A 15,594-nucleotide genomic window follows, 5' to 3' on the forward strand; every position below is an offset into this window, starting at 1 on the left:
TTATTCTTGTCCATGGGAACTCCTTATAATTAGGATTTGGACAGGACATTAACCTTCCTACTAATTATAAGGATTTTTATATATATATTAAAGGTTTTTTTTAACATTTATGTTAGTTTTTAGTTGGTATTTAGAGGTTGACAAGAATAAATTTTCTTTATGCAACGCTAGTGTAGTTTCCTTAACTATAAGAAAAGCGCAAGCACCTTGGTCAGCCCCGACAAGCGCTGGAGGGCCTGACAGTGAAGTCGTTCTTTGACTTCATTGGCAGGACCGAAGCGACTCGAGGGGCTAGGCGCTGGAGCTAGACAATTCTCGAAGTAAAAATGTTATACTTTCTTATCCTATTAAAAAAACAGGAAGACTGCCAGGGAGTTTCCCTAGGGTAGTCTTCCTGTTTTTATGACCTTTAGTTACAAGTCCCATGCTGACTTGGACAACCAAATTCCAATTTCTCCGTTTGGATGGTACTATGGTCAATTCCGTACTCGTCATGGAGAAGCGTCTGCGCTGCATGAAGAATGACATCATGGTTCCCATTATCCTGGATGGTTATATGACAGCTTAATACAAGAACCCCAGAAGTAATGGACCAAACATGCAAATCATGTACGTCTTGAACATAGGGAATTGCATGCAGCGATGATTTCACTTGCTCATAATCGATATTGCTCGGGGTACCTTCCATCAGGATGTGGAAAGAATCCCTGGTCACTCTCCAGCCGCTGATGATGATCAATATCGAAACGATCACACTCGCAATCGGGTCGGCAATGCCCCAGTCGAAAAAGTAAATAAGCAATGCAGCCGAAATGGCACCGACCGACCCAAGCATATCCCCTATAACATGTAAAAAAGCACTTCTGACATTTAAATTTTCATCCTTATCACCTCTCATCAATAACCATGCCGCTATGATATTGACTATCAACCCGATGATAGATATGGTTAGCATGCCAAGGCTTTTTACCTCTGGAGGGTTAAGGAACCTTTGATATGCTTCATAAAATATATAGAGTGAAATCAATATTAATGTGACACCGTTAAGTGCAGCTGCAATGATTTCAAACCTTTTATAACCAAATGTTTTCCCTGTCGTCGCCTTTCGTTCTCCAAGTTTGATGGCCGTTAAACTTAATCCCAATGCTGCAGCGTCACTCAACATATGTCCTGCATCTGATAATAGGGCAAGACTATTTGTAATGATACCGCCGATCACTTCCACAATCATGTACGTGGTTATAATAATAAACGAAAGGAACAGTGCTTTTTTATTATTTGCATTTCCATGGCCATGACTATGTCCATGAGCGTGTGAATGTCCGTGTCCCATAATGAACCTCCTTTTATGAATATGTGCTCATATATATATTATTAACATATGATGGATGTATTGCAATCCTTTTTGAGACATTTATTTTTATCCTAGTTGCAATTTTTTATTCTTTATCTCTTTTATTGTTATTCAAAGCACTTTCCTGTGAATAATTATTGTAGTTAAGTAAATAATCATGTTGAAAAGAAATAGAAATCAAATCAGAAAATTAGAAAGGAAGCAGGAAATGGGGAACTCTACTGTAAAAACTGGTGAAAAAGGCGCCTGGATCAGCATTTCTGCCTATATTTTTTTGGCTGCATTCAAGTTGATCATGGCAAACCTGGGGAACTCTGAAGCTCTTAAAGCGGATGGACTGAATAATTTTACTGATGTGTTTGCTTCCGTAGCCATTTTAATCGGGTTAAAAATTTCAAAAAAGCCAGCTGATGAAAACCACAAATATGGTCACTCCAGGGCAGAAACAATTTCGTCCCTCATCGCTTCATTCATCATGTTTTTTGTAGGGGTCCAAGTTGTAATGGATTCCTTCCAGAAATTCTACAAACCAGGTGAGGGTCAGCCGGAGCTATTTACCTCATTCGTCGCCTTGTTCAGTGCTATAGCCATGTTTTATGTATATCGGATAAATATCAAGCTATCCAAGGAAATCGGAAGCAAAGCCTTGTATTCAGCGGCACAGGATAATAAATCTGACGCCTTAGTCAGCATAGGAACGGCAGTAGGAATCATCGGTGCTTTTTTCGGCATTGGATGGCTTGATCCGCTAACAGCCGCCTTAGTTGGTTTGATCATTTGTCATACTGCCTGGGATATCTTCAAAAATGCTGCCCATGACCTGACTGATGGCTTTGAGGTTCAGACACTTAAGGAATTTGAAGATACAATCAATGATACCCCAGGCGTAAAGTTCACTAAAGATATTAAAGCAAGATTATATGGAAACCAGACAGCAGTAGATGCAACCATTTTCGTTGACTCAAACCTGTCAATCATTCAAGGTCATGCTATATCAGAATTGGTAGAACAACGCTTGTTTGAATACCACAAAATCGGGCATGTCCATATCCATATCGAACCTATTTAAGCCTGTCTTTTGAATCCATTTTTTCCTCCAATTCTTTTAGTTCTTTATCCGACTTTTTCTTAAATAAGTAGATAACCCCTATAGCCATAAGTGACAAAATTGAATATGCTGCTACTGTTGGGAAAAGTTCAGAAATATTTAAACCAAGAACAAATTGCATTTTCCTCACTCCTTCTAATGTGATTTAATGACCTGCTGTCATAAGTACGATATAAGCGATAAATACGAAAAATAATCCAAATACCACGGATCCTGCTACCATGTTTTTACGAGTAAAACTGAGTACCATTAGAATCAATAAAATGGTTGATAAGAATGCTCCAAAAAGAAAGGAGGCATCCACATTTAACTGTACTATATCATTAGTTAGAAAGGGATGAAACCACTTATACAACTGTGAATAGCCTTCTGTTTTAATCATTGATTCTATATCATGCGGTGGAGATTGAATTCCCAGTGCACCAGTCACAATAAATATCAAGGTTATAAATATGCCCTCTGCTCTCATCCATTTAATTGTTGAGGGACCTGGATGCTCTGCCTGTTTTTTCATCAATATTCCATTGATAAATGCAAAAACTAATAGAGGAATTATAAGTATATGTTTAACTAATAAAGCCTGTCCATATGGAAGCATCCAAGAAGAGACATAATCTTTAGGGTCCACAACCAGTTTCATGGTCATGAAACCACTGACAATAATTAAAATCAGACAAAGAATAGCTGTAGGTGTAAACCAAGACAAAAATTTACTCCAGTTACGCACGTCCTTAGAGAATAAAGAAACAATCAATAATATACCTGTCCAAACCACTACTCCAAGAAAATGTATTGTGTGGGATGTCAGGCCATACCAAAAGGACAAACTTGCAGCATGGCTCGAATATCCAACGGCAATAATTAACAATAGAACTAGAAAAGTTTGAAAATACTTGGATTTATTAAATAAAATCATGAAGTATAAAAGCAGTCCTACCCATGAAGTAAACATCCAAGCTTTCCCTACTTCAAAATCAAATAGAACTGAACGTAATGTTTCCCAAAAACCTAAAGCTTCTATAAAGTAGAAAATCACTTGAACTACTGGCCCTATTGAAGCAAAAATGATTCCCAGTATCGATAGAAAATATACTGCTCTTGGAATTTCAATTTTTGGTTTAAAATTTACAGGAACGAGCTGAAAAATCATAGCTCCAACTAAAATAGAAAAGGAGAGGTACAGAACAGTTTCAGATACTATTAGATAAAAGGTCATTTTTTACCCTTTCTGAAAATAAAGAAGGCCATAATTAGTATGGTTAAGGCTGCTACAGGCAAAAACCACTTTTGGAAATTTGAATTTACAATTCCATTTTGATTTTTTTGTTCGTTAAGGGGAACAGTGTCTTCTTTCTTTCTTGGTTCTTGAGCCTCCTGCTCTGAGTCTTCAGTTTGGTTCTCGGTTTCTTCTCTGGTGGAAGTTTCAGTTTTAGATTGATCAGGTACTTGAACGGTAAAAGAAATGGTTCCTTCCAATGGATGGCCATCTTCTCCGACTATTTTCCAATTAGCCTTGTACTCCCCGTTTTCTAATGGCTTATCGAATTTCGCAATTAACTTATCTTCCTCAATCGTAATATTTTCCACTTGGTATGTCTCGTTATTATGTGTTAAGAAAAGCTCACCAATTGTTTCAATTTCTGTTTCAAAGGTGATGTCTATCATATCAAGCGGTTCCTCTACAATCTCCCCTTCTGCCGGGTTGGATTCTTTTGTATAAGAATGGGCGAAGACCTCTATTTTTGAATTAAAGCTAATGAAAATAAGGATTGCTATCATCCAGATTTTTTTCATTTTCGAAAACCACCTATTCAACTATAAATTCCATTTTGGGCATGTTGTGCATATCTCTGGCAGTTACATGCGCGATAATAGTATACTTTCCTGCCTCGGAAAAAGACTTTTGTATGGCATAGATTCCAGATTCAGTATTTTTGGCGTCTAGCTTTTCATGAGTTTCCTGGCCTTCTTTCCAAATCTCAAATTGTACAGAGTCAGCATCATTCACATCTTCTTTTCCCTGAGTAATTCGGGCTTTCAATGCTACAGTTTCCCCTTTTTTTATTACCTCAGGTATTACAATTTCAACATCAACCATTTCAGGAAGGGATTCTTCTTTGCTTTCCTGTGCACACCCTCCCAATATAAAAATGATAGAGGTGAATAATATCACTAGAAAGGATTTCATTTAAATCAACTCCTTATTCCAAGGCTTAGGGCTTTTCTTCAATAGTGAATATATGAGCAATCAATCATATAAAATACTACTAATTTTTAGAGTATAAATCAATACGTTTAGGCAAATAGCTTACCATCCTTAATTAACCAACGTGTAGAGTGAATCGTTTATCCTTATAAAATAAGTTTTTGCATGAAAAAGCCCACATTCAACATTTCAAATGTGGGCACCATGCACCAATTAACCCTTTATTAATACTATCTTTTGGTACATACCATTAAATAATAAATCTTTTCTCTCTATTAGTCTTATATTCTTCGTCTCATTTGAGATGGACTCAAAGGTTAAACCGATATCAGTTCCCAATAGTCTAATCAATGGTCGGATTAACCTTTTCGATAATGAAAGTTCTTTCTTACCGTCAACAAATTTATCAAAAACAACAATCTGTCCACCATATTTCGTAACACGGGTCATTTCATCAAGGGCTTTTTTGCCATCGGGAACGACAGTTAATATCAAGCTGCCAATGACATAATCAAACGTATTGTCTGGCAGGTTCATGCTTTGGGCATCCATTTGTATAAATTCAATTTTTTCGCCTTCGTACTTCTTCCTTGCTTGATTTAGCATGTCTTCTGAAAAGTCTATGGCTGTTACCTTGAGGCTGTTATAAGGAACTTGATCGATATCCGCCCCTGTGCCAACCCCTACGAAAAGTACGGATTCTCCTGCTTTAAACTCTATATCTTGAAAAACTCGTTTTCTTGCTTCTAAAAATAGTCCGGAATTAAAAAAGTAATCGTAGATGGGGGACCAAATTTTATAGATGAATCGATTCCAATTATTATTCATCTGATTACCCCGTTCGTTAAATTATTCTTTTACCCTCAAAAGTCGCAAACCGTTTAAAGTGACAATAAGAGTAGCCCCCATGTCGGCAAATATAGCGATCCATAGGGTAAGCCATCCTGGTATCACTAGCAGAAGTGCAATAAGCTTGATTGCCAGGGAGAATGTAATGTTTTGCTTGATGATCGTTAAGGCTTTTCTGCTTAACTTGATAGTAAACGGCAGTTTCTTGAGATCATCGCCCATTAAAGCAATGTCTGCAGTTTCCAGAGCCGTATCAGTTCCTGCTCCTCCCATGGCGATTCCTACAGTGGCAGTAGCTAGAGCAGGTGCATCGTTGACCCCATCTCCAACCATGGCCACTTTACCGTGTTCATCACGCAGTTTCTTGATAAATGCCAGTTTATCCTGTGGAAGAAGTTCCGCTTCGATGTCAGATACTCCGACCAATTCACCAATTGCATTTCCAGTCCCTTTATTGTCACCTGTCAGCATGATGGTCTTCTTTATTCCAAGTTCATGCAGTCTGGCGATAGTGGAACGGCTGCTTTCCCTAACTTCATCTGCTACTGCAATCAACACGGATATACTATCCGTAGTGCCCACAACCATGACTGTTTTTCCTTGAAGCTGTAATTCATTAATTTTTTTACTAATTTCAGATGAAATACTGTGGTTTAACAACTCTTCAAATAACTTTGGATTTCCAATAAAGTAGGTTAATCCGTTTATTGTTCCTTTTATCCCTTTTCCTGTAATCGATGAAAAATCCTCCACAACTACGTCCTTGAAAGAAATTTCTTTTTCCTCTGCTTTTTTTATTATCGCTGAAGCAAGAGGATGCTGAGAATTATATTCTAATGCAGCTATGATACTTAGCAGCTCATTTTCCTTCTGCTCATTATCAAGCATTACATAATCAGTAACTGCAGGTATGCCTTTTGTTAAAGTACCTGTTTTATCAAATGCAATGGCGTTAAGCCCACCCGCTTCCTCAAGATAAACTCCGCCTTTGATTAATACTCCATTCCTTGCTGCATTTCCTATTGCAGTTACAATGGCAACCGGCGTCGAAATGACAAGTGCGCAAGGACAGCCGACAACAAGGACCGCAAGCCCTTGATAAATCCACTCACTCCAGTCTGCCTGGAATAGAAGCGGCGGGATTATAGCCACTAGTGCAGCAATCACAATAATGGCCGGTGTATAATACTTTGCAAACTTATCGACAAAAGCCTGGGAGGGTGCTCTCTCCGCTTGGGCTTCTTCTACTAGGTGAATGATTTTCGCAATTGTTGTATCATCGACCCTTTTTGTTACTTTGACTTCCAGTAAGCCTTCTGTATTCAAAGTACCTGCGAAAACATCATCATCCACTGATTTTTCCAGCGGTACGGATTCTCCAGTTATTGCTGCCTGGTTAACGGATGAATATCCTTTAACCACAGTTCCGTCCATAGCAATTTTTTGACCTGGCTTTACAATCATGATATCACCGATTTGAATATCATCTACCTTAATCAATAGTTCCTGACCATTACGACGGATGAGTGCTTCTTTTGGCGCGATATCCATTAATGAACGAATCGAAGCCCGAGCCTTATCCATTGAATATTTCTCAAGCGCTTCAGAGATTGCAAATAAGATAACAACTACGGCACCCTCAGTCCATTCGCCGATAAAGCCAGCACCGATAATGGCAATCGTCATGAGAGTTCGCATGTCGAACTCTAACCGGAAAAGATTTTTCAAACCCGTTTTAAATAAAGAAAATCCTCCGATTAAGATGGCTGCCAGAAAAGCAGCGATGGTTGGCAGACTCTCTTCCCCATTAATCGATTGAGAGAAATATCCTAAAATCACAAACAGGAATGAAGCCAAAACCGTGGAATATTCCTTCCAAAACGGTTGTTTTTTCTGCCGTTGTATCTCACCTTTTTCAGGATAGATCTTCAAATTTTCAAAAGCTCCAGCCTCTTCCAGCTTTTCAATCGTTGTGTTTCCAACCACCGTTATTTTTGAGGCACCGAAGTTTACACTTGCATCCAAAACACCATCCAGGTGCTTTACGTTCTTCTCGAACGTTCTAGCGCAGCCCGCTCAAGAAAATCCTTCGATGCGATAAACCGTCTTCTCTGCATTAAGATTCTGTTCTAAAGCCTCAGTCAAGGGTACTCAACTCCTTTTGATGTTCAAATGCAATACTAATCAATTGTTTTACATGTTCATCCGTAAGAGAATAAAAAACCAATTTCCCTTCCTTTCTATACTTAGCCAAACCCATATTTTTAAGTAAACGCAAGTGATGTGAAGCAGTTGCAGTTGAAGCCCCTACAATATTGCCAACATCACATACACAAAGCTCATCCTCCAAATATAGAGAGTAGGCTATTTTCATTCTGGTATCATCGGATAACGCCTTAAAAATCTTGGCCACATCTTTTGTCACTTTAGGATTAAGTATTGCTTTTACCCGATCAACCCTTTCTTGATCCACACATGCCACTTGACATACATCGATTTCCTTCAAATTGATCACCTCCGTTTCACCACCATTCAAATGGACGTTTGAATACATTATATTCAAGAATCAATTTGAATGTCAAAGATAATAATTTTTAATTTCCCTCAAAAGCAGCTCGAATAACCAGCCCGAGTATGAAGCGACCAAAAAACAAAAAGAGCCGACCCATTAAAAAAAGGGACAGCTCGCTATTTCATCGTTTCTTGCGCTTAATCAATAGAGCCATAAAAATGATAATAAGAGTAAATGCTGTGAATGCTAAGAATGGTATAGTTATAAAACCAAGCCAATTAATATATTGTGCCGTACATGGAACACCACTGACACAAGGTTTAACTTGTGCAAATCCAGGAAGCTTTTGTACTAGGTAGTGATTAAGAGATATCAGCCAACCTATGACAGCTAAAGGCAATACGAATTTTTTTACAGCTGTATCATTTTGAAATGTCGCAATTCCTAATAGCACCACCAAAGGATACATAAGAATGCGTTGGTACCAGCATAACTCACAGGGAATAAAGCCTGCTATTTCACTGAAATAGAGACTGCCCAGGGTGGCCATCAGTGAAATAACCCAGGCTATATAAAGGTAGATTTGCTCGCCATTTACGTTTTTCATTATTGTTTTTCCTTTAAGCCTTCTTCTATTAAGGAAATGATCGACTCATAATCAAAAGGATCTTCAAGTATCGTGTCATTCACCATAATGGTTGGAGTCTTCTCTACTTTAAATTCCTCTACTAGTGCAGTGTCTTTGTCCAACTCATCTTCTATCTCCTGGCTCCGCATATCTTTTTCCAATAACGCCAAATCAATCCCTGGTATAGTGGAAGCAACTTCTAACGCCTTTTCCTCTGTAAGCCAGTTAGAGTCATGATCGGCACCTGGCTGTTCGCTGAATAACTGTTTATGGAATTGCCAATAACCCTCAGGACTCTGTTTGTAGACAGCTTCTGCAGCAGCTGATCCCACTTTAGATTCTTCACCATGAAACAGCACATTGATGTATACAAATTTCACTTTTCCCTGGTCAATGTAATCTTTAATTAATGTAGGAAAGAATTGTTCTCCCCAGGCTTTGCATGCTGGACATTTATAATCACCGAATTCGACTACAGTAACTGGTGCATCCTCCGCCCCCAATGTAGGCTGCCCTTCGATTGGCGGTAATTTGTCTGTGGTTGTGTCAGGATTTGTTTCCGATTTCGAATTGATCATAACTAACGCTGCCAGAGCTACTACTACAACAAGGGTTATAATGACTGCCATTTTAAAGAATGAATTATTTTTTTGAACCATGTTTATCCTCCTGTAAAGCTTTCATGAGTTTGCCGACAGCCTTAATTTTAACAAATAGACTATTGTTATTCAAATTAAGTTTTGAATATTTTATGACTTCTAAAAGCTAATATGAAAGATTGATAAACTAATAACAGCTTAATATAGCCCATAGGAAACGTTTATCAAAATTCCCGAAGGACTCACATTACACTCGCGCAATATATGAATAAATTCAAAAAAAAGTGGTGCCCCTGTATGATCAAATTACGGGACACCTTCATATTTACTCGTTCGGATAAATCTTTTCGTAATTATAACGCGACCGATCTACCGGAATGAAATCGGCAGGTGTATAAAATCGGAGCAAATCCCCATTAATGACGCTGTCAGATAACAGTAGCTTACCTTCTGCAGCTTTCTGATATTTTTTAGCTAATTCCAGGTTAGCATCATCCTCAACTTCTACTCCAGTGGCAGAATCGTATACTTTTCCATCCACGAATGTTAATGATGGACTGACAAAATCTCCATTTCGAAATGGGACCAGTTCATCATGTTCCTCCGATAAAAGATCTGTACCAAACTGTATATAATTCTTGGTATCTTTGCCGAGCAAGTGAAGTAGAGTTGGCAGGAGATCGATTTGTCCTCCGTATTCACTATTTATCCCACCTTCAATTCCTGGAACCCGAATGAAAAGAGGAACTCGCTGCAAACCTGCATTTTCAAAAGGAGTAATCTCCTTGCCGATTACTTCGCCCATCGCCTTATTACGATTCTCTGAATTCCCATAATGATCTCCATACATAACGATGATGGAATTATCGTATAAACCCGATTCCTTTAAATAATTAAAGAACTGCTCTAGTGCTTCATCTGCATATCGTGCCGTTTGGAAATAACCATCAACTGTTGGATCGCCCGTTGTGTTTGGTGGAATCGTTGCCTCAGAGTCATCAATTTTGTAAGGAAAATGATGGGTGACTGGAATGAATTTCGCATAAAACGGTTGCTGCAACGACTCCAATAACGGAATGGATTGCTGATAAAATGGCTTATCCATTAATCCGTAATCAGTTAGATTTTTTTCATTTTGCATCTCGTAATAGCTAGAATCAAAAAACTTATTGTAACCAAATGATTTATAAACTTCATTCCTATTCCAAAAGCTTCCGCCATTTGAATGGAACACTGCTGACGTATAACCTTGCTGCCCTAAAATAGCAGGGGCTGCTTGGTACGTATTTAAACTCTTTGTTGTAAAAGCAGAGCCTTGTGGCAAACCATAAAGCGAATTCTCAAGGATGAATTCTGCATCCGAGGTTTTCCCCTGTGCCGTTTGGTGAAAAAAGTTATTAAAATAAAGAGTATTTGGATCTCGCTTTAACGAATTTAGGAACGGCGTTACTTCCTCACCGTTCATCTTGTAGTCTATCAAAAAATTCTGCATTGACTCCAAATGGAAGTAGATGACATTCATCCCTTTTCCGGCTCCAAAATATTCAGGGTTTGGCCGAGCATGGTTCGATTTCGTAAAGTTGATTACCTCTGTAATATCATCGCTATCCGCAAGGACCCGTTGTGCGGATGCTTTAGTGCTAATGACAGCATCATATAGCGTATAGTTATACATACCTAAATACTTCACTATATAATTACGGTCGAACCCTCTTGTCAATAATTGAGGTCGATCCTTTTCCGCTAGGGCAAGATTGAAAAATGATACGCCTAACGCAATAGATACGACAGCGACTGGTAACCTTTTACTAGTCTTTGAGTTATCAAGTTTTATCGTTCCAGATAGAAGCAATGCTAAGAGCACTACTAAATCCATAAAAAACAAGATATCATAACCTCTTAACAGTGAGCCGATACTGCCGCTGACATCTCCAAAATTTTGAGCCTGAGTGATTGTAGGCAACGTAATGTAATCATTGAAAAATCGGTAGTAAAGAACATTAGCATACAATAGGAGAGACATAATAGATGATAGACCAATAACGCCATAGTATTTTTTTCTTCCCTTTAATAAGAAGGTTAGAGACAGTATAAGGATTATAGACCCTAAGGGATTCAGGAATAGTAAAAATTTTTGTAACTCACCTTCAATTCCCAAGCTGAACTGTGTCAGTTGAGCAAGGTATGTTTTAATCCATAGAAGCGTAACCGCTAAAAAGAAGAATCCTAAATAATTATTATAAAGTGTTTTTTTCATGTAATCACCTGCTTGTTAAAATAAGATAATAGTGACTGAATTTATACAAGGATAGCATATCGCGAACATTTCCTTCAAATATTATTCAGCAAACAAAGGAGATAGAAATGTTTCCCACTTGGTCAGTTCTCCATTTATTACACGTAACCTCCACGTGAAGAGATTGGCTGTTAGGTGGCCATTTGTAAGTTTCGATAATTTACGATACTAAGTGAAGGAATGGTGCTCCTTCAAACTCAGTAAGATCCTGAAGGGAACACTTTGATTTTTAGCTTTCTTCCATATCCCAAAGGGCTAAGCGTTAATTAAAGTAGGTTCCAATGAACATAGGGCTGGTCTTGCCAAAAGAGCTTATTTGGTTTCCATGGTCCAAATAAGGGTGACGATAATTTTCAAGGTTTACAGGTATAACACTTTCCAACTAATGTAAGTAAAATCAATTTCCAATTAATTAAGTGAAACAACACTACCTCAAATATAAAAAGCATGAGCTCTTGGTCACTAGCTTATGCTTTTTAAAAATCATTTGTATGATTAAAGTTACACTCTTCGCACTGGTTAGTTAAGCATATTTTTGCCTAAAGTTTATTGAGCATATCATTGCCAAAACGGCAATATTATGGTTCAATTCACACACTAAAAATAAAAATCCACCAACATTTGTATTGGTGGAGACGGTGGGACGTGCTATTCCATGCTTTCGACATGGCACTGACTATATCTTGAACCTGCTTCTACAGGTCCTCCGGCGTATTATGCGAGATATAGTTTTATCCGGACTCCCGGATAGATCACGCATCCTAGTACTGCCAGGTTGGCAGCCTATAAGTCGATACATGGCTGTTGGATTGCTCCACATACCACTCGGCATTGCCCTATCGCTGATGCGACTTAGGTTTCACCGATAAAGCCGGATTTTCACTTGCGTGTTGCCACGCAAGGCGACTAATTACTAATCGAACCCACGTCCAAAGATATTGGCACTTAAGCTTCTACGAGTGTAGTCGGCATATTGGCGATTCGCTGGTCCTTTTGCCTACCGACAGGCGGCCGGCCAGCTAGCCTGGTTATTCTCTTCCTTCATCCTCAGGCGGTGGAATCCGGCGTAGCCCACTTAGAGTGAGTCCGCTACCCTACCACATGGGCGATGGAGGGGCGAACCGCTATGCAGTATTAAGCTGCGAAAGCGAAGTTGTTGTTTTCTTTGCCAGTTATAGGCGTTGACGTTTTTACGAGGCCGATCCCCTCGACTCGCCACTTAAGCTCAAACTACCCCTGTCGAATCCGTAACGTCCCCATATAAAAGGTTGCTGTATCTGTGATACAGACGTTAGGAGAACTCGGATAAGCCGAGCATTAAGTTATGTTGTCACTCGTGGTGACAGTTATTATTATAACACACTGAGTACTTTTTTCAACTGGTACACTCTTCCTCAGCTGACAAGCTTACATTTTCTGACGTTCGCGGAATGCACGCTCGATATCACGGCCTGCTTCCTTCTTCTTCAGAGTCTCACGCTTGTCATAATTCTTTTTACCCTTACCCAAGCCGATTAAAACCTTCGCATAACCGTTCTTCAGGTAAATCTTCAACGGCACAAGCGCATATCCTGCTTCCTTTGTTTCACCGATCAGCTGAGCGATTTGGCGCTTGTGAAGCAAAAGTTTCCTTGTGCGCAGCGGGTCATGGTTATAACGGTTTCCCTGTTCATACGGGCTGATGTGCAGGTTATATAAGAACAGCTCACCATTATGGACTTTTGCGTAGGAATCTTTTAGCTGGACGCGTCCGTTACGGATTGATTTAATCTCTGTTCCCTGAAGGACAACTCCGGCTTCATACGTTTCTTCGATGAAATAGTCGTGGTTTGCTTTTTTATTCTGTGCGACGACTTTTCCCTCACCTTTTGGCATAAAAACTTCCCCCTTCTATTTCTCTCATTTTAGCAAATATCCCATTCTCCCACAATGAAAAGCACAAGGCTGTCTGGAGGGCAACAGAGAGCCCCTTCAGCAGGAGCTCTCTTTTTCAGTTGCCTATTTTCTCTTTTTAGATTTACGTTTCGCGGCCGGGGCGTTCTCAAAGAACTTTTTCTTCTTGCTCTTTGGTTTTGAACCGGAGCCTGAACCGGAACCGGAGCCATTTCTGCCTCCTCCTGATCCTCTTCCACCGCCCGAACCTCTGCCGCCTCGCTTGCCTTCTTCTTCTTTACCGCGGCGCGGCTTTTTCTCGCTGCTGCCCGTTTTGAAGATCTTTGGCTGGGCCGGACGCTCACGTCTTGGCGTGCCCTTCATGCCAACGATTTCAAAATCAATGGAGCGCTCATCTTTGTTCACCTTGATGACTCGGACAGTAATTTCATCCCCGATTCGGAAGACATTGCCTGTTCGCTCGCCAATCATCGCCAGATGGCGTTCATCATAGCGGTAATAATCATCTGTCATGTAGCTGACATGTACCAGGCCTTCGATTGTGTTAGGAAGCTCGACGAACATCCCAAAGTTCGTAACGGAACTGATGATGCCATCGTATTCCGTACCAACTTTATCTTCCATGTACTCAGCTTTCTTCAGTTCATCTGTTTCACGCTCAGCCTCAACAGCACGGCGCTCCATATTGGATGAATGCTCGGCAATATCCGGCAGCATCGCATTCCATTTTTCCTTCGTTGCCTGGTCAAGCTTACCCTCGATCAAGTAGGTCCTGATCAAGCGGTGGACAATCAAGTCAGGATAACGACGGATTGGTGATGTAAAGTGAGTATAGAACTCTGTTGAAAGACCAAAGTGTCCAAGGCTTTCTGGATAATATTTCGCCTGCTGCATCGAACGGAGCATGACAGTTGAAACCACCATTTCCTCCGGCTTGCCCTGGACTTCTTCGATGATTTCCTGCAGCGCTCTTGGATGTACTCCGTTTGCGGATCCTCTGACAAGGTATCCGAAGTTGGTAATGAAATCAAAGAATTTTCTCAGCTTATCCTCTTTTGGATCTTCGTGAATACGATAGATGAATGGCACATCAAGCCAGTGGAAATGCTCAGCTACCGTTTCGTTCGCTGCCAGCATGAATTCTTCAATCAGCTTTTCAGCGACAGAACGCTCCCGTAAAACGACATCCGTTGGGTGGCCTTCTTCATCAACCAGTACCTTTGATTCTTTAAAATCAAAATCGATGGCGCCTCTTTCCATCCTTTTTTTACGAAGGATAGCAGCAAGCTCTTCCATCATCTCGAACATTGGCACAAGAGATTCGTAACGTGAGCGCGTTTCTTCGTCTTGATCAACGAGAATCCTGTTCACATCGAAATACGTCATCCGCTCCGTCGTCTTGATGACACTCTGGTAGATTTCATGATCTACAACCTGACCGTCAGAAGTGATCTCCATATTACAAGATAGCGTCAGGCGGTCGACCTTCGGATTTAGCGAGCAAATACCGTTCGATAAGCGGTGCGGAATCATCGGGATTACCCGGTCAACTAAATACACACTAGTAGCACGGTCTTCTGCTTCGCGGTCAATCGGTGAGTCCTCGGTTACATAGTACGTAACATCGGCGATATGGACACCAAGTTTATAATTGCCGTTTTCAAGCCTAGTAACCTGGACTGCATCATCGAGGTCCTTTGCATCTGCGCCGTCAATTGTGACGATGACTTCATCACGCAAGTCGCGGCGGTTCGCAATCTCGCTCTCATTGATCTGGTCCGGCGCTTCATTCGCCTGCTTAAGTACCTCATCTGGGAACTCCATTGGCAGTCCGTGCTTATGGATGACGGACAGGATATCGACGCCAGGGTCATTTTTATGACCGAGGATCGCGGTAACCTCACCCTCAGCACTTTTGCGGCCCTCTGGATAGCTCGTCAGTTTTACGACGACCTTATGCCCTTCGACTGCACCCATCCCTGCCTCTTTTGGAATGAAGATGTCACTCGTGAACTTTTTATCATCCGGTATCACAAAACCATAGTGCTTGCTTTCGGTATAGGTACCAACAATTTGTGAGACGCCTCTTTCAAGAATACGCACAACTGTCCCTTCACGACGCTGGCCAGAACTGTCCGATGAGACTCGC

Annotated in this window: 14 protein-coding genes and 1 other RNA gene; 1 reads left to right on the forward strand and 14 read right to left on the reverse strand. The window is 40.3% G+C overall.

Going from position 1 to position 15,594, the window contains the following annotated elements:
- Positions 1-409: 409 nt before the first annotated feature.
- Positions 410-1,333, reverse strand: coding sequence for a cation diffusion facilitator family transporter (locus ACH0QE_RS06885; RefSeq protein WP_415799967.1), 924 nt, complete (start codon positions 1,331-1,333; stop codon positions 410-412).
- Positions 1,334-1,562: 229 nt separating this feature from the next.
- Here ACH0QE_RS06885 and ACH0QE_RS06890 point away from each other — a divergent pair, with 229 nt between their 5' ends.
- Positions 1,563-2,423: a cation diffusion facilitator family transporter gene (locus ACH0QE_RS06890; RefSeq protein ID WP_415799968.1), complete on the forward strand. Its 861-nt coding sequence runs from the start codon at positions 1,563-1,565 to the stop codon at positions 2,421-2,423.
- Here ACH0QE_RS06890 and ACH0QE_RS06895 read toward each other — a convergent pair.
- From ACH0QE_RS06895 to rnr, 13 genes are all read right to left on the reverse strand, one after another.
- Positions 2,416-2,583, reverse strand: a complete 168-nt coding sequence (locus tag ACH0QE_RS06895) for a hypothetical protein (protein ID WP_415799969.1) — start codon at positions 2,581-2,583, stop codon at positions 2,416-2,418. The two genes, ACH0QE_RS06890 and ACH0QE_RS06895, sit on opposite strands and share 8 nt — an antisense overlap.
- Positions 2,584-2,607: 24 nt before the next feature.
- Complete coding sequence (locus ACH0QE_RS06900; protein ID WP_415799970.1) at positions 2,608-3,678, reverse strand: copper resistance D family protein; 1,071 nt, start codon at positions 3,676-3,678, stop codon at positions 2,608-2,610.
- Positions 3,675-4,256: a copper resistance CopC family protein gene (locus tag ACH0QE_RS06905; protein ID WP_415799971.1), complete on the reverse strand. Its 582-nt coding sequence runs from the start codon at positions 4,254-4,256 to the stop codon at positions 3,675-3,677. Before ACH0QE_RS06905 ends, ACH0QE_RS06900 begins: the two co-directional genes overlap by 4 nt.
- A 13-nt stretch (positions 4,257-4,269) precedes the next feature.
- The gene (locus tag ACH0QE_RS06910) at positions 4,270-4,650 is read right to left on the reverse strand and encodes a FixH family protein (RefSeq protein ID WP_415799972.1); all 381 of its coding nucleotides are present in this window, start codon (positions 4,648-4,650) and stop codon (positions 4,270-4,272) included.
- Positions 4,651-4,881: 231 nt separating this feature from the next.
- On the reverse strand, positions 4,882-5,496 hold the full coding sequence (locus ACH0QE_RS06915) for a class I SAM-dependent methyltransferase (RefSeq protein WP_415799973.1): 615 nt from the start codon (positions 5,494-5,496) through the stop codon (positions 4,882-4,884).
- 21 nt (positions 5,497-5,517) lie between these two features.
- Entirely contained in the window at positions 5,518-7,662 is a 2,145-nt protein-coding gene (locus ACH0QE_RS06920) for a heavy metal translocating P-type ATPase (RefSeq protein ID WP_415799974.1), read from the reverse strand.
- Positions 7,655-8,023 (reverse strand): ArsR/SmtB family transcription factor, encoded by a 369-nt coding sequence (locus ACH0QE_RS06925; RefSeq protein WP_415799975.1) that lies wholly within the window; start codon positions 8,021-8,023, stop codon positions 7,655-7,657. The genes ACH0QE_RS06920 and ACH0QE_RS06925 overlap by 8 nt, the downstream gene beginning before the upstream one ends.
- A gap of 187 nt (positions 8,024-8,210) precedes the next feature.
- On the reverse strand, positions 8,211-8,636 hold the full coding sequence (locus ACH0QE_RS06930) for a disulfide oxidoreductase (RefSeq protein WP_415799976.1): 426 nt from the start codon (positions 8,634-8,636) through the stop codon (positions 8,211-8,213).
- A complete protein-coding gene (locus tag ACH0QE_RS06935) occupies positions 8,636-9,316 on the reverse strand; it encodes a DsbA family protein (RefSeq protein ID WP_415799977.1) in 681 nt (226 codons plus the stop codon). Before ACH0QE_RS06935 ends, ACH0QE_RS06930 begins: the two co-directional genes overlap by 1 nt.
- 265 nt (positions 9,317-9,581) lie before the next feature.
- Entirely contained in the window at positions 9,582-11,513 is a 1,932-nt protein-coding gene (locus ACH0QE_RS06940; protein ID WP_415799978.1) for an LTA synthase family protein, read from the reverse strand.
- A gap of 953 nt (positions 11,514-12,466) precedes the next feature.
- Positions 12,467-12,802, reverse strand: a transfer-messenger RNA (tmRNA) gene (gene ssrA, locus ACH0QE_RS06945).
- A gap of 157 nt (positions 12,803-12,959) precedes the next feature.
- Positions 12,960-13,427: an SsrA-binding protein SmpB gene (smpB, locus tag ACH0QE_RS06950; protein ID WP_023613945.1), complete on the reverse strand. Its 468-nt coding sequence runs from the start codon at positions 13,425-13,427 to the stop codon at positions 12,960-12,962.
- Positions 13,428-13,550: 123 nt separating this feature from the next.
- Positions 13,551-15,594: ribonuclease R (gene rnr, locus ACH0QE_RS06955; RefSeq protein ID WP_415799979.1), on the reverse strand; the 2,044-nt coding region annotated here is incomplete at its 5' end.

This window comes from Mesobacillus sp. (assembly GCF_047739415.1).
Classification (GTDB): domain Bacteria; phylum Bacillota; class Bacilli; order Bacillales; family Cytobacillaceae; genus Mesobacillus.